The organism is Gephyromycinifex aptenodytis (genome assembly GCF_012277275.1).
In the GTDB taxonomy this organism is placed as follows: domain Bacteria; phylum Actinomycetota; class Actinomycetes; order Actinomycetales; family Dermatophilaceae; genus Gephyromycinifex; species Gephyromycinifex aptenodytis.
This window is the reverse complement of record NZ_CP051155.1, coordinates 3,421,877-3,442,636: the sequence shown is the minus strand read 5'-3', so window position 1 is coordinate 3,442,636 and position 20,760 is coordinate 3,421,877. Positions and strand designations below refer to the sequence as shown.

Here is a 20,760-nt window from a genome sequence, read left to right as displayed (position 1 = left end):
CTGGCGCAAGTCTGCCTTATGCCTGTTTGGGCGGGCGGGCGCGCCGCACCGCGGGACGGTACACGGAGACGCTCGCCTCCCCCTGCAGCCAGAACCGCCACGGGAAACGCTGCCCGTCTCCGCCTTCACCGGAGACGCCTACCCGGGGTCCCTGGATGATCTGGCCCACCGGATGCGCCGCAGCCCGCACGATCATGGGGCTGTCTGCATCGGTGGTGTCCATTCCGTTGTGGGCTCGGTGCACCCCCAACGCCTCGGTGAGCCGCGCGGGTCCCCGTGCCAGATCCCGGAAGGCCAGCGTCTCCGGGTCTTTGGTCCCAGCCCGGCGAGCCCGCGCCACCTGCTCGCCCGCGAGCACTTCCCCGGCGCGCAGCAACACCGCCGAGGCGCTCCCCTGCGGCCCGCAGACCAGGTTGGCGCAGTAGTGCATGCCGTAGGTGAAGTAGACATACAGCCCCCCAGCGGGACCGAACATCACCGCAGTCCGTTGCGTGCGCCCGCGAAAGGCATGCGAACCGGGGTCTTGGTCACCGTCGTAGGCCTCGACCTCGGTGAGTCGTAGCGTGACGCCGGCGTGGCTGAGGGTGGCCCCGAGCAGTTCCGGGGCCACCTCAAGCACTGGACGGTTGAAGAAGTCCGAGGTGAGCCTTGGCGCCTGTTCCCAGTCAGTCACGAATGGTCAGCGGACGCTTCGTCCAATCCCGCTGCCAGGCGCTGACCTGACGGGCCGAGAACAACTGCTCGGCCACCCGAACCGGAGCCGTGCCACCCTTACCGTCGCGTGACGCCAGCGACCCTTGCACCGAGAGCACTTCTCGCACGCTGGGGGTGAGGTGCTCGGAAATCGCAGCGAAGTCTTCGTCCGAGAGGTCCCACAACTCGATGCCGCGCTCCTCGCAGGCACGCACACACGCGCCCGCGACCTCGTGCGCCACCCGGAAGGGAACTCCCTGCCGCACCAGCCACTCCGCCACGTCGGTGGCGAGGGAGAAGCCTTGCGGGGCCAGCTCTGCCATCCGCTCGGGGTGGAACTTCAAGGTGGCCACCATGCCCGAGAAGGCCGGCAACAGGACGGCCAGGGTGTCGATGGCGTCGAAGACCGGTTCCTTGTCTTCCTGCAGGTCGCGGTTGTACGCCAACGGCAACGCCTTCAGGGTGGCCATCAAACCGGTCAGATCGCCGATGAGCCGGCCGGCCTTACCCCGGGCCAACTCGGCAACATCGGGGTTCTTCTTCTGCGGCATGATGCTGGAGCCGGTGGAGTAGGAGTCGTGCAGCGTGACGAAGCCGAACTCCTTCGTCGCCCAGGCGATGACCTCTTCAGCCAACCGCGAGATGTCGACCGCGGCCATCGCTGCGACGAAAGCGAACTCCGCCACGAAGTCGCGACTGGCGGTCCCGTCGATCGAGTTCTCCACGGCCCCATCGAACCCCAGGTCGGAGGCGACAGCCTCCGGATCGAGTCCCAGGGAGCTACCTGCCAGCGCCCCCGAGCCGTACGGCGAGACGGCCACCCGCTGATCCCAGTCACGCAAGCGCTCCACGTCACGCAACAGCGGCCACGCGTGAGCGAGCAGGTGATGGGCCAGAAGCACTGGCTGGGCGTGCTGGAGATGGGTCCGCCCCGGCATGGCCACGCCCTCGTGCGCGTCCGCCTGCTCGATCAGGGCATCGACGACGTCCAGAAGCAGCCCTGCCACGATCCGCGCGTGGTCGCGCAGGTACATCCGGAACAGGGTCGCCACTTGGTCGTTGCGCGAACGGCCGGCGCGCAACCTGCCGCCGACATCGGGACCGACACGCTCCATGAGCCCGCGTTCCAGAGCCGTATGCACGTCCTCATCGCCTTCGGCCGGGGTGAACGCCCCGCTCTGGACGTCCGCGCCGAGCTGACGCAGCCCCTCCAGCATCGTCTCCAAGGTCGCGTCGTCCAGGATCCCGGCCGAGTGCAGCACCCGCGCGTGAGCGCGGGATCCGGCCAGGTCGTACGGCGCGAGCCGCCAATCGAAATGGGTGCTCTTGGACAATGCGGCGAGCGCCTCGTCGGGAGCTCCGCTGAACCGCCCGCCCCAGAGGGCGGCCGAGGTTGCGGATGCATCACTCACTGTTGGGGTCCTTCCCCTCGCTGGAACCTGCTGCAAGTGCGAGCAGGCGCATGGCCACCGCCTCCCCACCCGCGGGGTCCGCGGAGATGACAAGGAGTGTGTCGTCACCCGCGACGGTACCGATGATTCCCTGCCTTAGCGCAACCTCACCCTTGTCGATCGCCGCCGCCAGATAATTGGCGGCGCCGGGCGGAGTGCGCAGAACGGCGATGTTGCCCGAGAACTCTGCCGTCACCAGCAGTTCCTCGCACAGCCGGCGAAGTTTGGCGTCGACCTCGGCCGGTTCTGGCGCCACTCGGGGAGTGGTGTCACCGCCTTCCCCGGGAACTGCGTAGACCAGGCTGCGCCCATCGCGCACCTTGACCGCCCCGAGCTCGACCAGGTCACGGGACAGGGTCGCCTGCGTCACGTCATACCCGTCGGCGGCCAGCAGGTCCAGAAGTTCGGCCTGCGAACGCACCGCAGTGCGCCCGAGGATGTCGACGATCCGTTGGTGGCGGGCGTTTCGGGACTGTGCGACCACCATCACCCATCACCCCCGATCGAATCGAGCAGCGTGGGTAATGCCAACGCAAACGAGGTCATGTCGTCCTCCTGAACGATCAACGGTGGCGCCAAGCGGATGGTGTCCTCGCGAACAGCGTTGACGATGAAGCCCCGATCCAGTGCTGCGGTCGCCACGTGAGGGGCCCACGGCCCGGCGAGCCCGATGCCGATGAGCAGCCCCTCGCCCCGCACCCCGGTGATCCGGGGATCCTGCAGCGCCGCCACCGCCTGGGTGAAGGCCTGCCCGACGGTTCGGGCCGCACCCAGCAGCCCGTCACGTTCGATGACCTCGAGCACGGCTAACCCGGCGGCGCAGGCCAGCGGGTTACCCCCGAAGGTCGTTCCGTGCTGCCCCGCCGAGAGCAGCCCGGAGACCTCGGGACCGAACGTGATGAGCGCACCGATCGGGAACCCGCCGCCCAACCCCTTGGCCAGCGTGATCGCATCGGGGGTGATGCCCGCCTGCTGGAAGGCGAACCAGGTTCCCGTTCGCCCGATCCCGGTCTGAATCTCATCGAGGACCAGGAGCGCCCCGTGCTCCCGGGTGAGCTCGCGAGCGCTCTGTAGATATCCGGGCGGGGCCGGCACGACGCCGCCCTCGCCTTGGATCGGTTCGAGGATCACCGCCCCCACCTGATCGTCGAGCGCGGCGCGCAGGGCAGCCTCATCGCCGAATGGCACCCGATTGATCCCGGGCAAGAGAGGTTCGAACGGCTCTCGATACGCGGCCTTGGCGGTGAGCGCGAGCGCCCCGGTAGTGCGCCCGTGGAAAGCGCCCTGCGCGGTGATGATCCCCGGGCGCCCGGTGCGCCGCCCCAGTTTGATCGCGGCCTCGATGGCTTCGGCCCCGGAGTTGACAAACAGCACCGCCGAACCGGCCGGGGCGCCTGCCATCCCGAGCAGTCGTTCCGCGAGGGCAACCTGGGTGGGTGTGGTGAAGAAATTCGAGGTGTGAATAAGCTGCCCGGCCTGCTCGGCGATGGCCGCGACCAGGTCGGGGTGGGAGTGCCCCAGGGCGTTGACGGCGATACCTGCGAGCAGGTCCAGGTACTCCCGACCCTGCACGTCCCACACCCGCACGCCCTGACCGCGTTCCAACACCCGCTGGGGGCGTCCGAAAACTTGCAGGTAGGACCGGCTGTAGCGGTCGAGCAGATCCTCGGCCCGCCCGGCGGGCCCGACGAGTCCGGCGTGCGGGTGCGCCTCCTGGTTCATGACAGACCCTCCATGGACGCGGGGTCGTCCTCGTCCTGGGCCGGCAGGATCATCGTGCCGATCCCCTCGTCGGTGAAGACCTCCAACAGCAGGGAATGCGCGGTCCGCCCGTCCACGACGTGCGCTCGCGGGACCCCGCCCCGAATGGCCCGAACGCAGGCCTCGATCTTGGGGACCATCCCGGCATCGACCCGGCGCAACAGTTCCTCGGCCTCGTCGACATCCAGCTGCGAAAGCAGCGAATCCCGATCTGGCCAGTTGGCGTAAATACCTGGCACGTCGGTCAGGACGACCAGTTTCTGCGCCCGCAGACTCACCGCCAAAGCCGAGGCGGCAGTGTCGGCGTTGACGTTGAGCACTTGAGCTTCCCGGTCCAGGTCGGGGGCCACAGTGGAGACCACCGGGATCCGTCCGGCGGCCAGGATGTCCTGTACCGCTGAGGGATTGACGGTGACGACGTCGCCGACCAGGCCGATGTCCACCGCTTCGCCGTCGACGATGGCCGGACGCTTCCGGGCGCCGAAAAGATGTCCGTCCTCCCCTGACAGGCCGACGGCGATGGGCCCGTGTTGGTTGAGCAGTCCCACCAGCTCGCGCCCGACCTGCCCGGTCAGCACCATGCGCACGACATCCATCACCTCAGGTGTGGTCACCCGGAGTCCGCCCTTGAACTCGCTCTGCATCCCCAACCGCTGCAGCATGCGGGCGATCTGCGGGCCGCCCCCATGAACCACGACCGGACGCAGTCCCGCATAGCGCAGGAAAGCGATGTCTTGGGCGAAGGCTTGTTTGAGTTCCTCATCGATCATGGCGTTACCGCCGTACTTGACGACGACGAGCGCGCCCTTGAACTGCTCCAGCCACGGCAGCGCCTCCACCAGGGTGCCCGCTTTGGCTGCGGCGCTCTGCAAGCCGGTGCGGTCCCGCAACGTACGCAGATGCCGGCGGGCTGCGATGACGCGCTGCTCCAGGTCTTGGGCATTCATGAGCTGTACGCCGAGTTCTCGTGAACGTAATCGTGGGTGAGGTCGTTGGTCCACACCGTGGCGCTGTGCTGACCTGCGTTCAGGTCCACCTCTATCTGGACCTGCCGGGGTCTCAGGTCGACCAGTTCTCGGTCCTGGCCCACCCCGGTGGCCCGGCAGACCTGCACTCCGTTGATGCTCACGTCCAAGGTCTGCGGATCAAAGTGGGCTTGTGTCGTGCCGACAGCGGCCACGATGCGACCCCAGTTGGGGTCGCCGCCGAAGATCGCGCACTTGAACAGGTTGTTGCCGGCGATGGCCCGGCCCACCTGCAGCGCGTCGGCTTCGCTGGCTGCCCCCAGCACCGCGATCTCGATGTCGTGTTGTGCACCCTCCGCATCCGCTATCAGAGCCCGGGCGAGTTCGGCGCAGACCTGCGTCAAGCACTCCCTCAGCTCGGCCCGGCTCACCGCCACCCCGGAGGCGCCGGAGGCCAGCGCCACCACCGTGTCGTTGGTGGACATGCATCCGTCGGAGTCGATGCGCTCGAAGGTGAGCGCGCAGGCGCTGCGTAGCGCCGCGTCCAGATCCTGCGGGTCGACCACCGCGTCCGTGGTGAGCACGACGAGCATGGTGGCCAGTGCCGGAGCGAGCATCCCTGCACCCTTGGCCATACCGCCGACCGTCCAGCCGGCCCCGGAGGCACAAGCCTGTTTGGTGACGGTGTCGGTGGTCAGGATCGCTTCGGCTGCCGCAGCCCCACCGGTGTCGGCCAGGGCGGCGACGGCTTGATCGACGCCCGCCAGCAGGCGCTGCATCGGGAGCAGTTCACCGATGAGCCCGGTGGAGCATACGAAGACGTCACCGGCTGAGATCTGCAACTGCTGGGCGACATGTTCGGCCGTGGTGTGGGTGTCCCGGAAGCCCTGCGGGCCGGTGCAGGCGTTGGCCCCACCGGAGTTCAGTACGACCGCATCGACCCGCTGATCCGCGACGACCTGACGCGACCAGGTAACCGGGGCGGCCTGCACCCGGTTGCTGGTGAACACCGCGGCACCGTGATGGTCGGGGCCGTCGTTGACCACCAGAGCTACGTCAGGTCGCCCCGAGGCTTTCAGGCCTGCGGTGACCCCGGCTGCGCGAAAGCCCGACGGCGCGGTGACACTCATCCCTGCTCCTCCTGCGATGGCGCCGCGTCACTCGCGGGCAGGACGGTCACGACGTGACCGTGGTAGCGCCACACGTTGACGGCCTGCTCGGCCTGTTCGGCGGGCACGAGAATCCAGTCGGTCTGATAGGTGGACAGGGTGGTCACGGCGATCTGGCTGGAAGCCAGCGGCGCGATGATGCCGCTGAGCACACCGGTGAGCAGGAAGTCGATATGGCCTTCCACCTCGAAGGCCTGCCAGGGACCGAAGCGGTCCACATCGCTGGGGACCGCAGCCACCGGCGCCAACACCGAGGTCTCGTTCTGGCTCCAGGAGACGGTGGTGATCGGGTGGCGGGCGGCTCGAGCCCAGTCCGGCACCTCACTGCCGGGGGGCAGCTTGGCGAAGGCCAACTGCTCCGGATGTAGACGCAAGTTCCAACTACGTTGTGCAGCGGGCAGATTCACGGTGACACTCCAGTCATCGGTAGTCCGGTCGTTTCGGGAAGGCCCAGGGCGAGGTTGGCGCACTGCACCGCGGCCCCGGCCGTGCCCTTGGTGAGGTTGTCGATAGCGGCGACCACGATGACCCGCCCGACAGTCGCATCGACGGCGATGCCCAGATGCACTTGATTGGAGCCCAAGACATCCCCCGTGCACGGCCAGCGATCCGGCCCCAACACAGTCACGAACGGCTCGTCGGCGTAGGCCTTTTCGTAGGCGTCGCGCACGCTCCGCGCGGCGTCCACGAGCTCGACTGATTCAGCCAGACGAGCGGTGCAGGTGGCCAGGATGCCGCGGGGCATCGGGGCCAACGTCGGGGTGAAGGACAGGCTCACGCCGGTACCGGCGGCGCCGCTGAGGTTCTGGGTGATCTCGGGGGTGTGCCGGTGCGTCCCGCCCACGCCGTAGGGGCTCATCGCGCCCATGACCTCTGCGCCCAGCAGATGTGGTTTCAGGGATTTACCAGCCCCGGAGGTGCCGCTTGCCGCCACCACGACGATGTCGCGCGGCTGGAGCACACCGGCAGCCAGACCCGGCGCCAACGCCAACGACACCGCGCTGGGGTAGCAACCCGGTACCGCGATGCGAGTGGCACCGGCGAGTTGCTCGCGTGCTTTGACACCGTCGCGGCTGATGAGTTCGGGCAGGCCATAGGGCCAACTGCCCGCGTACGGGGTGTCATAGAACTGCGCCCACGCCTGGGGATCACGCAGGCGAAAGTCAGCGCCGCAGTCGATGAGGAGGGCATCCTCGCCCAGCTCGGCGGCCAATGCCGCAGAGGCGCCGTGCGGCAGCGCCAGAAAGACGAGGTCGTGACCGGCGAGTTCCTGGGCGTTCGTCGGACGCAGAACCCGGTCGCCCAGCGGGAATAAGTGCGGATGGTGTTCGGCAAGCGCACTGCCTGCGCTCCCAGCGGCACACAAGGCGCCGATCTCGATCTGCGGGTGGGATAGCAGAATGCGCAGGATCTCTCCTCCGGCATACCCACTGGCGCCCGCGACTGCAGCCAATGTCATGCGCATGACTATACAGACTCGCGTGTAAGTATGCAGACACTGTTTGTCAGCTGATCGGGTCTTGCGCCCCCCAGCCGCGCAACCCGACCGTGCGGGCCTGCTCATCCAATCCACCGGCTGCCGCCGTCGCCAGCGACTGCGCGGTATCCACCCCGGCCCGCACCATGCGACCCGACCAGTCGTCCAGCCGGCCCGAAGCCAGCGCCAAGGCCAACTCGCTGACCTGCGAGGGCTGGGTCCATTCGGTGCGGCCTTCGTGCGCACTCATCGCGGCCGTCATATCGGTGCGGACCACCCCCGGGGCAAGGTCGAAGGCCCGCAAGCCACGCTCGTACCCAGCCAGGTGCAGTCCGCCGGTGATCCGACCGAGCGCGGTCTTACTCGCGTAATACGCGGTAGCGACGTCGTTGGCCCGGGTGCCGGCTCCACTGTTGAGGTTGATGATGCGACCCCCACCAGCGGCGAGCATGTGTCGGGAGATCGCCCGCGAGAGCAGGAACGGCCCGCGGACATTAACCTCCACGGTTCGCCACCACTGCGCCGGGTCGGCCTCCCACAACGGCACCTCGGCGTCGATCAGGCCGGCGTTGTTGATGAGCACGTCGACGCGTCCGCGGGATCGCATCAACTCCTCGACATACCCCGCGACGGCTTCCTCATCGGTGACATCCACCTGGGTGGTGCCCGCATCACCCGAACGGGAGAGGCCCTCGACGAGGTATCCGGCGGCTCCGAAAGCCTCGCGCAGGTGCGCCCCGATACCGCGCGAGGCACCGGTGATGACGACGACAGGTTCAGACACGTTGCTGCGCTCCGGTGGCTGTCGCCGCTGAGGCGATCGCCTGGTCACGCAGTGCACTGACCTGCTTGGTCGTCAGGGTGGTGTCCGCTGCGCGGAAAGTCAGCCGGTAGGCCAACGACTTACGTCCCGACCCCACCTGATCGCCGCGGTAGATGTCGAACAACCGCACTGCCTCCAGCCGCTCCCCGGCTCCGGCCCGCAGCGCCTCCTCGACGTCCGCGGCCGGCACTTCCTCATCGACCACCAGCGCTACGTCGGTGTTGGCCAGCGGGTACGTGGAGATGGGGGTGGCGCGGCGCACCTGTCCGCGCAACTCCAACACCGCATCCAGATCCAGCTCTGCCGCGCAGGTGCGCGCCGGAACCTCCAGCGCCGCCGCGACCTTGGGGTGCAGTTCACCGGCGTGCCCCACGACCACCGCTTCGGAGCCGGTACCCACGACGAGTTCGGCACACCGCCCCGGATGCCACGGAGCCAGATCGGCCGCCACGAGCGAGACGGACAACCCCAACGCCTCGACCACACGCGCGGCGGCGTCGATCACGTCAGCAGCCTCCACCCGACGAGCCTGGCCCCACGGCCCGGCGGCCTCAGCCTCACCGGTTGCCACCAGAGCCACATGCCGGGGCTGCGGCGGCACCGCCGCATAGATCTGCTCCAGCGTCTGCTGCGAGGGCCGGCGCTGGATGCCCGGCACCGGAGCGTTCGGCAACTGCGACCCGGGCAGGGTCACCAGCCCCATCTCGAACAGCGCCGCATCGCGAGCGCCACGGGAGACGTTCACTCGAAGCGTTCCCAGCAGCGTCGACAGCACACTGGTGCGCAACAGCGGCGCCTCATCGGAGAGCGGGTTGGCCAACCGAACCGTGCGCCGCCGCTCGTCATCGCCGGAGTAGCCCAGCGCGTCCAAGGTCGAGGGCGCCACGAAGGGATAACTGAGCACCTCGGTGTAGCCCAGCCCCGCCAGGAAATTACCCACCAAGCGGGTGTCACGCTGCCGCAGCGTCAACCCACGACCACCGGGCGCCTTGGGTAGCACCCCCGGGATGCGGTCGTAGCCGCGCAACCGGGCGACCTCTTCGATCAGATCCGGACCGGTACCCAGGTCGGGGCGCCAGGTGGGGGGCGTGACGGTGACGTTGTCGGCGCCGACCTCCTGCACGGTGCATCCCAGCGAACGCAGAGCTGCCACCACCGAATCGTGGTCCAACAACTCGGGGGGCCTACCGTCTGCGGTCGGCGGCTCGATGAGCGCCCAGGCGGATTCAGTGCCGAACTTGATGGGATCAGGCTCACGAACGTCGCCGACATCGGTGACCCCGGCGTCGGCCTGACCGCCACCGAAGCGCCCGAGCAGTTGGACCGCGAGCTCAGCGACGGCCGCCGTCATCGCCGGATCCACCCCACGCTCAAAGCGCTTGCTCGCCTCGGTGACCAGCCGGTGCCGCCGCGAGGAGCGGGCGACGCTGATCGGGTCGAAGTGCGCGGACTCGATGAGGACATTGCGGGTGGCAGCGCTGACCTCGCTGGTCTCCCCGCCCATCACCCCGGCGATCGCCAGCGGTGTCGTGCCACCGTCGGTGATGAGTAGATCCTGCGCGTCCAGGGTGCGCTCCACGTCATCCAGGGTGCGCAGCTTCTCCCCCGGGCGGGCGCGACGCACCTCGATGGCCCCCGACAGGGTGTCCAGATCGAACGCGTGCAGCGGCTGCCCGGTCAGCAGCATGAGGTAGTTCGTCACGTCCACAGCCAGGCTGATCGGGCGCATTCCCATCTGGTTCAGGCGCCGGGCCATCCAGGACGGAGTAGGAGCCGCAGCGTCCACCTCACGCACGATCCGGGCCACGTACCGGTCGCAACCGGGCGCTGCCACACCGCTGCCGGCGTCGATCGGAGCGTCGTCCACGAGCCGTACCGGGTAGCCCTGGTCGTTCGCGGGCGGGGCTTGCACCGCTTCCGGGCCGACCGGGTCCCGGAACCGTTCCGGGCAGCCGATAGCAAGGCTGTACTCGCGGGCGATTCCCCGCATCGAGAAGCAGTAGCCACGGTCGGGGGTGACGTTGACCTCGACGACTTCCTCGCCGAGCCCCAAGAGCTCGATCGCGTCGGCACCCGGCACCGCCTGCGCAAGCTTGTCCGGATCGTCGGCCAGCATCTGTTCCAGCAGGATGATGCCGTCCGGGAAGAGCGCGTCCTCGGGCAACCCCAACTCGCCCTCGCTGCAGATCATGCCGTTGCTCATGTGGCCGTAGGTCTTGCGAGCGCCGATGGCGAAGCCGCCTGGCAGTACCGCGCCGGGTAGCACCACGATGACGAGGTCACCGACCTCGAAGTTGTGCGCGCCACACACGATCTCTTGGGAATCAGCCTCGCCCGCGGCTTTCTGACCGTGCTCCCCCACGTCCACGTGACAGAAGTGGATCGTCTTGCCGTTCTTCTGCGGCTCATCGGTCTTGCTGAGCACTCGACCCACGACCAGGGGGCCGGTGATGCCGCCGCCGTGCAGGGCTTCTTCCTCCAGCCCGACCGATACGAGGTCGGCGGCGATGTCCAGGCCACGCCCCCGATCAGGGCTCAGGTCGACGAGTTCTGCCAACCAGGTCACCGGGGCGCGCATCAGGCCTCCAATCCGAACTGAGCCGAGAAGCGGATATCGCCCTCGACGATGTCATGCATATCTGCCACCCCGTGGCGCAGCATCAGCGTGCGCTCGATGCCCATCCCGAAGGCGAAACCGGTGTACTCCGGGTCCTCGACCCCGGCAGCCCGCAGCACATTGCGGTTCACCATGCCGCAGCCACCCCATTCGATCCATCCGGTGCCGCCACAGGTGCGGCACGGATCGGCTGAACCGGAAGAGCGCGCCGAGTCGCCCTGACAGACGAAGCAGCGGAAGTCCATCTCCGCGCTGGGCTCGGTGAAGGGGAAGTAGGACGGGCGCAACCGGGTCACGGTGCCCGGCCCGAACAACGCCTCGGCCATGTGGTCCAGCGTCCCCTTCAGGTGCGCCATCGTCAGGCCCTTATCCACGGCCAACCCCTCGACCTGGTGGAACACCGGGGTGTGCGTGGCGTCCAGTTCGTCGGTGCGAAATACCTTGCCTGGCACCGCCACGTACAACGGCACACCGCGCTCCAGGAGGCTGCGCACCTGAACCGGAGAGGTGTGGGTGCGCAACACCAAACCTGCCTGTGGCGGGTCCACGAAGAAGGTGTCCTGCATCTGGCGGGCGGGGTGATCCGGGGGCAGGTTCAAGGCGTCGAAGTTGAACCACTCGGCCTCTAACTCAGGCCCTTCGGCGATCTCCCAGCCCATGCCGACGAAAATGTCCTGCAGGCGCTCACTCAACAACGACAACGGGTGTCGCGCCCCGCTCGGACGACGCCGTGCGCGCACGGTGACATCGATCGACTCCTCGCGCAGGATCCGCTCGTCACGTTCGGCCTCCAGTTGGGCCTGCCGCTCCTTGAGCGCCTTACCGACCCGGCCACGAGCCGCACCGACCCGCTTACCGGCTTCAGCCTTGGCGCTGGGCGGTAGCGCGCCGATCTCCCGGTTGGCCAGCGCCAGCGGGCTTTTCTCTCCCGCGTGCGCCAACCGCGCGGTTTTCAGTTCATCGAGGTCACCTGCTTGCGCGAATGCCTGCAGGGCAGCCTCGACATCGGCCTCGATCTGCTGCGGATCGAGGGCGCTCACCTCGACGGGATCATATGACGTGTTGGGTCCAGACACGGCCACCATCCTAGTGCGGTGCCGACTGCCCAGTTTTCAGGCGGACTCGACCGCGCCTGCCGGCCCCACCTCGGAGGGGATCAGCGGCAGAGTGAAGCGGAACAACGCTCCGCCACCTGGCGCCCGGTCTACGCAGATCGAGCCGCGATGGGCCTCGATCAGACCCTTGACCAGATACAGGCCCAGACCGGTGCTCCCGCGCCGCGAACCGTGCCAGAACTTGGTGAAAACCAGTGGGTAGTGCTCGGGTCGGATGCCCTCGCCCTCATCGGCGATCGCCACCTGCGCTCGCGGTACGTCGCAGCCGGTGAGCAACTGGACGCTCAGGCTCACGGTGCCGGCGCCGTGCCGGATCGCGTTCTCCAACAGGTTGGTGAACACCTGATCGAGGCGATCGGGGTCGGCGCGCACCCAGATCGGCTCCGGCGGCGCGCTCCAATCGAACCTGGCGCGGTCCAACCCGGCTGCGACGAAACGAGCGACCTGAGCATCGATCACCGACACCAGGTCGATGCGGGTGGGGTCCAGTCGTAGCCGCGAAGTGTCCAGGCGCGACACGTCGAGCAGCTCGTGGATGAGCCGGGCCAGGCGCCCGGCATCTGCCTCGATGGTCTCGATCATCAGGTGCTTCTGGTCATCGTTGAAACGATCCCAGCGCCGCAGCAAGGTGGTGGAGAAGCCTTTCACCGAGGTCAGTGGGGAACGCAGTTCGTGGGCGACCAACGAGATGAGTTCAGCGTTGGCGGCCTCAGCCCGGCGGCGAGCATCGGTGTCTCGCAGCGCCACGATGATCCGCGTGACCGGCCCGCTGCGTCGCTGCCGAGTAAAAGACATGGTCACCAGCACCTGCCCGCGCCCGGGTAGCAGCAGCATGCGTTCCCGGTGCCCGGTGCGAATGGCCAGACCGTCCCACGGATCCACGCACTCCCACCAGGAGTGCCCGCTGGCATCCAGTAGCGGAAGCGCCTGCGTGATGTGCTCGCCTCGAATGTCCTGCGCAGCGCGGCCCATCAGACGGGCGGCCCGAGGATTGACCGCTACGACCCGCCCGTCGGCATCGGCGACGAGGACACCATCCGGCATGGCCTGGAAAATCTCACCGGCGTCGCAGCCGTCCTCCGAGCTGTCAAAGGCTGCCGGGACGCTCACGTTCCGACTGTAGCCCTACCCTGCGGTAGCGGAAAACCTCACTCAGCGGTGGTGAGCGTCCGCGGAGGCATAGAGGCAGAGCGTCGCGGCCATCGCGAGATTGAGCGATTCGGCCTGGCCGTAGATGGGGACGCGCACCACCTCATCGCACTGGGCCCGAACCTGCTGCGGAAGACCCCACGCCTCGTTTCCGAAGACCCAGGCATGTCGGCCTTGCAAAGGACTATCGCGCAGCACCCGATCACCGGCACCGTCAGCGGCCAGCAAGCGCACCCCGGCGGCGCGGCACTGAGCCAGCACTGAATCCAGCTCCACCCCGACCACTACCGGGACATGGAACAGCGACCCCACCGTGGAGCGAACCACCTTGGGGTTGTACACGTCGACGCTGGAGTCGGTGAAGATCACGGCGTCCGCCCCGGCTGCATCCGCACCGCGCAAGACCGTGCCCGCATTGCCCGGGTCACGCACCTGGGCCAGGACGGCGACATAACCAGCGCTCGGCAGCACCGACTCCAGGCTCACATCGACCGGCTCACACACGGCGATGATCCCCTGGGGGGCCTGTGTGTCACACATCGCGCTGAGCACCTCCGGCGCGGCCTCGTACACAGCAAGACCGGCCTCGGCGGCGGCTTGATGAAGCTGTGGGCAGCGCTGGGGGTCGACGTAGACCTCGCGGACCAGCTCCGGGCGGTAGGCCACAGCTTCCCGCACCGCCTGCGGCCCCTCGGCTAGGAAGAGTCCCTCCCGGGTCCGCACAGCACGACGGGCCAGGGCCGCCACCTTCCGTACGCGCTCTGCGCGTGGGTTGGTGAGCCGGGCCCCGGCCCGTTCGTTGTTCACGACGGCTTTCAGGCCGCTTCCGTGCTGCCGGTCTGCGCGGGAACGTTCGCCCGGGCGATCTCCACCAGGGCGGCGAAGGCCTCGGGGTCGTTGACGGCCATCTCGGCGAGCATGCGACGGTCGACCTCCACCTCAGCGGCCTTCAGGCCCTGGATGAAACGGTTGTACGTCATGTTGTTCGCGCGGGCGGCCGCGTTGATGCGCTGGATCCACAGGCGACGGAAGTCGCCCTTGCGAGCGCGACGGTCGCGGTAGGCGTAGCCGAGGGAGTGAGTGACCTGCTCCTTGGCCTTGCGGTAAAGGCGAGACCGCTGCCCGCGGTAGCCGCTGGCGCGCTCGAGAACTACCCGGCGCTTCTTCTGGGCGTTGACCGCCCGCTTCACGCGTGCCACGTGATGACTCCTTGCTGATCGAGCTCCCGCGCCTCACCTGGGGCTACGGAAGTGGTGGTGTCGAAAGGTTGAGGGCGGCGCTTACTTGCCGAGAAGCTTCTTGATCTTCTTGGCGTCCGGAGCCGCGAGCGGCACATCGTTAGCGATGCTGCGCTTGAACTTGCTCGACTTGTGCTCCAGCAGGTGGCGGCCACCGGCTTGCTCACGCATGACCTTGCCCTTGCCGGTGATCCGGAAGCGCTTCTTGGCTCCGCTGTGGCTCTTCATCTTGGGCATGGTGCCGTTCTCCTTGTGGTGTTCGATGTACGTCTGGTGACGAGCCGTCAGGCCTGCGCGGCGTCTTGCGTCTGCAGGTTCTCAGCTGCGTCTTGAGTCTCAGGGGCCGCTGCGTGCTCCGGCTGCGCGTCCTGGGACTCAGGTGCCGCTACGAGGTCCTCGGAAGCTTCCTGCGGCGCCGGCTTCTGAGCGAGTTCGTGTTCACGTGCGCTGTCCCGGGCATCTTCGTCGCGCTTACGACGCTGCTGCGCCTTGGCGTCGGCCTTCTTGCGCGTGGGCCCGAGCACCATGACCATGTTGCGGCCGTCCTGCTTGGGCGAGGACTCGACGAAGCCGAGCTCGATGACGTCTTCAGCGAGACGCTGAAGCAGCCGGAAACCCAGCTCCGGTCGAGACTGCTCACGACCGCGGAACATGATGGTCACCTTGACCTTGTCCCCCGCGGAGAGGAACCGCACGACGTGACCCTTCTTGGTCTCGTAGTCGTGCGGGTCGATCTTCGGGCGGAGTTTGATCTCCTTGATGACCGTGTTGACCTGGTTCTTACGGGCCTCACGGGCCTTAAGCGCAGCTTCGTACTTGTACTTGCCGAAGTCCATGAGCTTGCAGACCGGCGGGTTGGCCATCGGCGCCACCTCGACGAGGTCGAGGTCCACTTCCCCTGCCAAACGCAGGGCCTCGTCGATCTTGACGATGCCGACCTGTTCGCCGTTCGGTCCGACGAGTCGGACCTGAGGCACCCGGATACGGTCGTTGATGCGAGGTTCGCTGATGTCGTGCTCCTTCGTTCGTGAGGCCCCGCCGAGCGGGGTGGTCGCTACCGGCATCCCACGAGAAAAGGCTCCTCGCGGAAACACCCACGAAGAGCCTAAGCACCACACCTAGCCGTTGCGCAGCAGCCACTTATGACTGCGCCACACCGAGCCGGGGTACAGCTGTCCCCTCTCGGCCGGTCGAAGGACCCGGCAACCTGACGGTCGACGCGGGTGGAAGCGTGGTGAGACGACTTCTCTTGGGTGTCACGTCATAGCGGGTGTCGGGCTTCTGTGGATAGCAGAAACGGCGACGGAGCATGACGAGACCGACTTGCGTTCATGCTACCAGCCGGGCTCGGATCTTCCGCAATCGCCGCCGACGCAAGTGGATGAAGGCCCCGCCCCCCAGTGCCAACGCAAGCCCGACCCCGCCGGCGGTCAGGAAGCCCGCGGCTGGCCCTGCGATGTCGATGGCCGCACCGATAGCCGGCGCCCCGGCCGCCGAACCCGAGGTCAGGAATGAACCGTGCCAGCCCATGGCCTCCCCACGCACGCGCTCCGGGACGATGCGCGCCATCTCATCAACCGTTGCCGTGATCGTGGGCGCGCACAGCAGGCCCGCGAAGAAACTGAAAGCCGTCAGCGAGTACGGGCCGGAAGCCATCGCCAACGGCAGGTTGATGCAAGCCAATCCCCCCAGCAACCACAGGGACGGCACCGCGCGCCCCTGAGCGCCGTAGAACAGTCCCCCGATCAAGGAGCCGGCGCCGCTGGCGGCCAACACCAAGCCCAACGCGGACTGCGCCCCGAAACCACGCATAGCGGCGATCATCGCGATTTCCGCACCGACAACGACAAAGGTGGTACAGGCGGCAGCAGCGCACACCAGGAACAGCCGCGGGGTGAACCACCGGGCCGAACCGGCCGCCGCGCCGGGATCCGCAATCGTGCCGGCTGCGCGGGCAGGCTCAGCCATGGACGCACCCACCGCGCACGCTGCGGTCGCAGCAGCAGAACCGAGTTGCGGGTCACTCGGGCGGCTGCGCAGCGGTGGGTTGAGGAACCACAACACCGCGCCGGCCCCCACCCCGGCAAGCTGAAGCGTCAGCAGCGCCCACGACGTCGGCCACGACGTCGAAAGCCACACCGCCAAGAGCGGGCCGATGATGTAGGCCATCTCCACACACACCGAGTCCAGCGAGAGCGCCGCGCGGCGACTCTCATCCGGGACCAGAACCAGCAATGCCTGCCGAGTGATGGGAAAAACCGGAACGGCGAACAACCCCGCCAGCGTCGCCAGCCCCAGCAACGGCCAGTAACTCATGAACGGCGCAATCGACCAGCAGACACCGGTGATGAGTAACGAGGGAAGCACCACGCGGCGCAGGCCGAGACGGTCCAGCAGGCGGCCTCGCCAGGGGCCGCTGATGGCCAGCGCGACGGTTGCACAACCGGCGACCAGGCCGGCTCCCTGGTAACTGCGCCCCAGCGCGGAGACCACATGCAGGGTCAACAGGATGCTGCTGGCGAAGATGGGAATGCGCACGAGCAACCCCAACGCCAACACGAGCCGCACGCCTGGCACGTCAAGCACAGGCCGATAAGAATTCACCGCCACCGAGCAAGCGTCCCACGTAAATCAGGACCCGCGAACCAGCAGGTCACAGACCGATTCGGGGACGCGAGACCGGCTCGGCGTCAGGAAGCAAAAAGATCCGGCGGCATCGCCTCAGCGCCGCGAACCCCGTACAGGATCGCTGGGTCCAAGCCACTCTCGGTGCGCGCCAGAACACTCATCCGCCCGTCCGGCTCCAAGATCACCGCGGCCACCTCGCTACGCTGCGCGATCCCTTTTTGGCGCAGGATGGCCCACAGATCCATTTCCCGCAGCCCGTAGCGGCGCAACACCGGGATCAACGGCTTAGCCCCTGCCATCAGCAGCACCGCTTTACCACCGTGTCGCCGAGCGATGGGCGGATGGGCGCGCATCGCGCTCAGGCTTCCTTCCAGGATCACCAGGGTGGCCAGTGCGAGCAGCCCACCAGCCAAGGTGGGACGCGGCCCCAGCATGGTCCGCCCGATCACCGCACCGAGCACCGCGGCGGTAGCCATATCCAGGCTGGAGGGGCTGGCGGCGAAGCGTTGACCGTAGCGGCGCAGGATCCCCACCGCGATCAGGTACATGACGGTCGTCGTGAGCACGGTGGCAAGCGCCGCCGGCTGGGTGATCCCGATCTCGTCCCACAGTTGACTCACGCGCCACCTTCCTCTCGGTGTGGTGTCTGCACGCCAGATGCTCTTCGAGCCGAGCCAAGGACCGCGCCGCCCTGACGAACGCCGACGCCCTACCCTGCCTCTGCCCGGCACTGCCCCGCCACTGGTAAGGAGCGACCCTACCGTTGCGTAGCGGCCGGCTTCCGCAGAACCGGCTTCTCGTGCAGGCTCAGTTCGCCAGGTTCGGCGCGGCGGCCTCGGCCTGATGCACCACGACGGCGAGGTCGTCGACCCGGATGCGCACCTCGGGATCCCGAGCGAGGGCCTCCCCCATGCTGTGCACGATGTGGTCGACCTCCTCGTGGCTCAGGCCAGCCCGCAGCAGGAGAACGAGTCGCAGCACACCGGGCCCGTGCAACTGACTGCCATCCTCGACCTCGGCGCGGACCAACCCAGCCAAGCCCTGAGCTGCTTCGGCTACCGCCAGGCGCACCACCTGGTCGGCGTGACCGGGTTGCCAGGTCCGTTCCTGAGCTAATGCCCAGACGTGCGAGAGCCGCAGCGCCGCGGCGTGCGGGGAATCCAGGTCCAGGAGCATCGTGTCGCAGCCGTCCTCAATGCTGGAGCGGGCCACGTCCAGCGCCTGCACCGGAACGGGCCGAGCGGACTCGTCCCAGACCTTCATCGTCTCCACGCCGGTGAAGACCGGCAGCGCGCGGCGGCCGTCGGGGGCGGTCAAGACCACGGTGGCCATCTCCGCCCCGCCGGACACCTCAGGCGGTGGTGTCTCATGGTGACCGGCACCGGCGCCCGATCCCCCCGCCGGGTGTTCATCTTCGTCACCCCCGCCGTGATGCCACACCTGCGCGCCGCCGGGGGCGGTGACGACCGGCACGATGAGCCGCGTCCCCGCCAAGGTCTGCAGCAGCGCGGCCTCACGCTCGTTGCCCGGTTGAGCCTGCAAAGCGCGCAAGGCCTGCAACACTCGCGGATCGGAGTCGCCGCGATCATCAGCGAACCCGGATTCGCGCAGTTCCCTACCGGCGAAGGGCTGTCCAGCGCTGTCGGTACTCACGAGCGGCTGGCCTCCACCAACGCCTCTTCCAGGGTGAAGGTGCCCTTGTACAAGGCGGAGCCGATGATCGCACCTTCCACCCCGAGATCGACCAGTTCGCGAAGTGCCCGAATATCCTCCAGCGTCGATACGCCCCCGGAGGCGACCACGGGGCGGTCGGTGGCGGCACACACCTGCTTCAGCAGTGCCAAGTTCGGCCCGGCGAGCATGCCGTCCTTGTCGACGTCGGTCAGCACGTAGCGAGCGCAGCCCTCGCGGTCCAACCGGGCCAAGGTCTCCCACAGGTCGCCGCCGTCTCGGGTCCAGCCGCGCGCCGCCAGCGTCGTGCCGCGCACGTCCAGACCGATCGCCACCCGATCCCCGTGATCGGCGATGGCCTGCGCGGTCCACTCCGGGTTCTCCAGAGCTGCGGTGCCGATGTTGACCCGGCGGCAGCCGGTGGCAAGCGCTCGCTCCAGGGTGGTGGTGTCACGGATCCCGCCGGAGAGTTCCACATCCATCTCGACCTGCTGGACGATCGAGGCCAGCAACTCCGCGTTGTCCCCGCGTCCGAAAGCCGCGTCCAGGTCGACCAGGTGCAGCCATTGCGCGCCGGCCCGCTGCCACGCCAAGGCGGCCTGCAACGGGTCGCCGAACTCGCCTCCGGTGCCGGCGATGCCCTGCACCAGTTGCACGGCACGCCCGTCGACGACATCGACGGCCGGGAGGAGTTCGAGGGGCGCAGCAGGGTTGGTGGTGCTCATCGGGGGCTCCTGGGATCAGAGGGTGGCGAGCCAGTTGCGCAGCAACTGCGCACCGGCGTCACCGGATTTCTCGGGGTGGAACTGGGTGGCGCACAACGGGCCGTTCTCCACCGCGGCGACGAACGCCGCGCCGTGTTCGGACCAGGTGATTGTGGGGGCGACGACCTCGAATGGTCCGTGCGGTTCCAGACTCCAGCGCAAGGCGGCGTAGGAGTGCACGAAGTAGAACCGTTCGGAGCCCACCCCGGCGAACAGGACCGAGTCCTGCGGTGCGGTGACGGCATTCCATCCGGTGTGCGGGACGACGTCGGCAGGTAGCCGCTCGACTGTGCCGGGCCACTGCCCGAGGCCCTGCTGGGTGCGGGGGGAGGGCTCGGTGGAGCCCTCGAACATCACCTGCATCCCGACACAAATGCCCAGCACCGGCCGGGATCCGGCCAGGCGCATGTCGATGATCCGCGGGCCGTCGACACCGCGCAGTCCCAGCATGCATTCGTGGAAGTTGCCGACACCGGGCACAAGCAGCCCGGCTGCGTTCAACGCCGTCTGCGGGTCGTCGGTGAGCTCGACCTGGGCCCCGAGCCGCTGCAGCATCCGCACCGCGGAGCGCAGGTTACCGCTGCCGTAGTCGAGCACGGCTACGCGAGGTGCGCTCATGCGATCAGGTCTCCTGCTCTGCTCGGTGGCGCCGCTCTTCTCTGAGCAGCCGGTCGAAGGCGCGGGCGTACCGATCCGGCGGCCGGATCTTGCGGGCTCCGGGCAGCGTGGCCGGGTCGGTGTCCCCAAAGAGCACATCGGCGCCTGGAAGGTTGAGAATCTCCAGGGCCGCCCGCAGCACCTCGTGGGCCTCGGCTGCGCCTTCGGCCAGCAGCGCACTGAGCGCTTCCTCGGCTGCCGGCCCGGCATCGGCAGCGGCGACGACGTCGGCGATGCGTGCCGCAGGCAGCCCGCGGGGCGGGACCGAGCCGTCGTGCGGGGTCCAGATGAGCCACCGCACCGACCTCGGCCGACGGCGCGGGTGCAGGGTGATGACCGCCTGGCGGCCTACGTGGAAGAACCCGAGTGAGGGTCGCATCCGCCACCCGACCGGGCGCCCGGCCAAGGTGCGCACGGCGTCGTCGTAGGGAGGGCGGGCCTGCACGTTGCCGGCCGGCACGATGAGGGTCCACCCCTCCAACGGTGCGAGCAGCAGCGGGCCGAGTCCTCTGCGGGCCCACCAGGCAGCCGCGTCTGGCCGGCCGGGCGAGAGCACGATCCCCCGGCTGCTGACGCGGGCGG

At 68.2% G+C, this 20,760-nt stretch carries 22 protein-coding genes; all 22 read right to left on the bottom strand.

What is annotated here, in order from left to right; translation table 11 throughout:
* Positions 1–16: 16 nt before the first annotated feature.
* The 22 genes from G9V96_RS14890 to G9V96_RS14785 all read right to left on the bottom strand — a co-directional run bounded on the left by G9V96_RS14890 (position 17) and on the right by G9V96_RS14785 (position 20,734).
* Positions 17–673: a DNA-3-methyladenine glycosylase gene (locus G9V96_RS14890; protein WP_168583742.1), complete on the bottom strand. Its 657-nt coding sequence runs from the start codon at positions 671–673 to the stop codon at positions 17–19.
* Positions 666–2,105, bottom strand: coding sequence for an argininosuccinate lyase (gene argH / locus G9V96_RS14885; protein ID WP_210424424.1), 1,440 nt, complete (start codon positions 2,103–2,105; stop codon positions 666–668). The genes G9V96_RS14890 and argH overlap by 8 nt, the downstream gene beginning before the upstream one ends.
* Positions 2,098–2,631, bottom strand: coding sequence for an arginine repressor (locus tag G9V96_RS14880; RefSeq protein ID WP_168583740.1), 534 nt, complete (start codon positions 2,629–2,631; stop codon positions 2,098–2,100). Before G9V96_RS14880 ends, argH begins: the two co-directional genes overlap by 8 nt.
* Positions 2,631–3,866: an acetylornithine transaminase gene (locus tag G9V96_RS14875; RefSeq protein WP_168583739.1), complete on the bottom strand. Its 1,236-nt coding sequence runs from the start codon at positions 3,864–3,866 to the stop codon at positions 2,631–2,633. Before G9V96_RS14875 ends, G9V96_RS14880 begins: the two co-directional genes overlap by 1 nt.
* Complete coding sequence (gene argB, locus G9V96_RS14870; RefSeq protein WP_168583738.1) at positions 3,863–4,852, bottom strand: acetylglutamate kinase; 990 nt, start codon at positions 4,850–4,852, stop codon at positions 3,863–3,865. Before argB ends, G9V96_RS14875 begins: the two co-directional genes overlap by 4 nt.
* Positions 4,849–6,000: a bifunctional glutamate N-acetyltransferase/amino-acid acetyltransferase ArgJ gene (gene argJ / locus G9V96_RS14865; RefSeq protein ID WP_168583737.1), complete on the bottom strand. Its 1,152-nt coding sequence runs from the start codon at positions 5,998–6,000 to the stop codon at positions 4,849–4,851. The genes argB and argJ overlap by 4 nt, the downstream gene beginning before the upstream one ends.
* Positions 5,997–6,446 (bottom strand): ACT domain-containing protein, encoded by a 450-nt coding sequence (locus G9V96_RS14860; RefSeq protein ID WP_168583736.1) that lies wholly within the window; start codon positions 6,444–6,446, stop codon positions 5,997–5,999. Before G9V96_RS14860 ends, argJ begins: the two co-directional genes overlap by 4 nt.
* Positions 6,443–7,498, bottom strand: coding sequence for an N-acetyl-gamma-glutamyl-phosphate reductase (gene argC, locus G9V96_RS14855; RefSeq protein ID WP_168583735.1), 1,056 nt, complete (start codon positions 7,496–7,498; stop codon positions 6,443–6,445). Before argC ends, G9V96_RS14860 begins: the two co-directional genes overlap by 4 nt.
* Before the next feature lie 46 nt (positions 7,499–7,544).
* Positions 7,545–8,300, bottom strand: coding sequence for an SDR family oxidoreductase (locus G9V96_RS14850; protein WP_168583734.1), 756 nt, complete (start codon positions 8,298–8,300; stop codon positions 7,545–7,547).
* Entirely contained in the window at positions 8,293–10,917 is a 2,625-nt protein-coding gene (gene pheT / locus G9V96_RS14845) for a phenylalanine--tRNA ligase subunit beta (protein ID WP_168583733.1), read from the bottom strand. The genes G9V96_RS14850 and pheT overlap by 8 nt, the downstream gene beginning before the upstream one ends.
* Entirely contained in the window at positions 10,917–12,032 is a 1,116-nt protein-coding gene (gene pheS / locus G9V96_RS14840) for a phenylalanine--tRNA ligase subunit alpha (RefSeq protein WP_168583732.1), read from the bottom strand. Before pheS ends, pheT begins: the two co-directional genes overlap by 1 nt.
* A gap of 36 nt (positions 12,033–12,068) precedes the next feature.
* Entirely contained in the window at positions 12,069–13,181 is a 1,113-nt protein-coding gene (locus G9V96_RS14835; protein ID WP_226913343.1) for a sensor histidine kinase, read from the bottom strand.
* A 42-nt stretch (positions 13,182–13,223) separates the two neighbouring features.
* Positions 13,224–14,027, bottom strand: a complete 804-nt coding sequence (locus G9V96_RS14830; RefSeq protein ID WP_168583731.1) for a TrmH family RNA methyltransferase — start codon at positions 14,025–14,027, stop codon at positions 13,224–13,226.
* An 8-nt stretch (positions 14,028–14,035) separates the two neighbouring features.
* The gene (gene rplT / locus G9V96_RS14825; RefSeq protein ID WP_168583730.1) at positions 14,036–14,419 is read right to left on the bottom strand and encodes a 50S ribosomal protein L20; all 384 of its coding nucleotides are present in this window, start codon (positions 14,417–14,419) and stop codon (positions 14,036–14,038) included.
* Positions 14,420–14,500: 81 nt separating this feature from the next.
* Positions 14,501–14,695, bottom strand: coding sequence for a 50S ribosomal protein L35 (gene rpmI / locus G9V96_RS14820; protein WP_168583729.1), 195 nt, complete (start codon positions 14,693–14,695; stop codon positions 14,501–14,503).
* A 47-nt stretch (positions 14,696–14,742) separates the two neighbouring features.
* Positions 14,743–15,522 (bottom strand): translation initiation factor IF-3, encoded by a 780-nt coding sequence (gene infC, locus G9V96_RS14815; protein ID WP_168583728.1) that lies wholly within the window; start codon positions 15,520–15,522, stop codon positions 14,743–14,745.
* Positions 15,523–15,787: 265 nt separating this feature from the next.
* Positions 15,788–17,044, bottom strand: coding sequence for an MFS transporter (locus G9V96_RS14810; RefSeq protein WP_226913342.1), 1,257 nt, complete (start codon positions 17,042–17,044; stop codon positions 15,788–15,790).
* 104 nt (positions 17,045–17,148) lie between these two features.
* On the bottom strand, positions 17,149–17,706 hold the full coding sequence (locus G9V96_RS14805; protein ID WP_168583726.1) for a DUF421 domain-containing protein: 558 nt from the start codon (positions 17,704–17,706) through the stop codon (positions 17,149–17,151).
* 187 nt (positions 17,707–17,893) lie between these two features.
* On the bottom strand, positions 17,894–18,739 hold the full coding sequence (locus G9V96_RS14800; RefSeq protein ID WP_168583725.1) for an SseB family protein: 846 nt from the start codon (positions 18,737–18,739) through the stop codon (positions 17,894–17,896).
* Entirely contained in the window at positions 18,736–19,482 is a 747-nt protein-coding gene (gene priA, locus G9V96_RS14795; RefSeq protein WP_168583724.1) for a bifunctional 1-(5-phosphoribosyl)-5-((5-phosphoribosylamino)methylideneamino)imidazole-4-carboxamide isomerase/phosphoribosylanthranilate isomerase PriA, read from the bottom strand. Before priA ends, G9V96_RS14800 begins: the two co-directional genes overlap by 4 nt.
* 15 nt (positions 19,483–19,497) lie before the next feature.
* Entirely contained in the window at positions 19,498–20,139 is a 642-nt protein-coding gene (gene hisH / locus G9V96_RS14790) for an imidazole glycerol phosphate synthase subunit HisH (RefSeq protein WP_168583723.1), read from the bottom strand.
* 4 nt (positions 20,140–20,143) lie between these two features.
* Positions 20,144–20,734, bottom strand: coding sequence for a hypothetical protein (locus G9V96_RS14785; protein WP_168583722.1), 591 nt, complete (start codon positions 20,732–20,734; stop codon positions 20,144–20,146).
* Between the last annotated feature and the right edge of the window lie 26 nt (positions 20,735–20,760).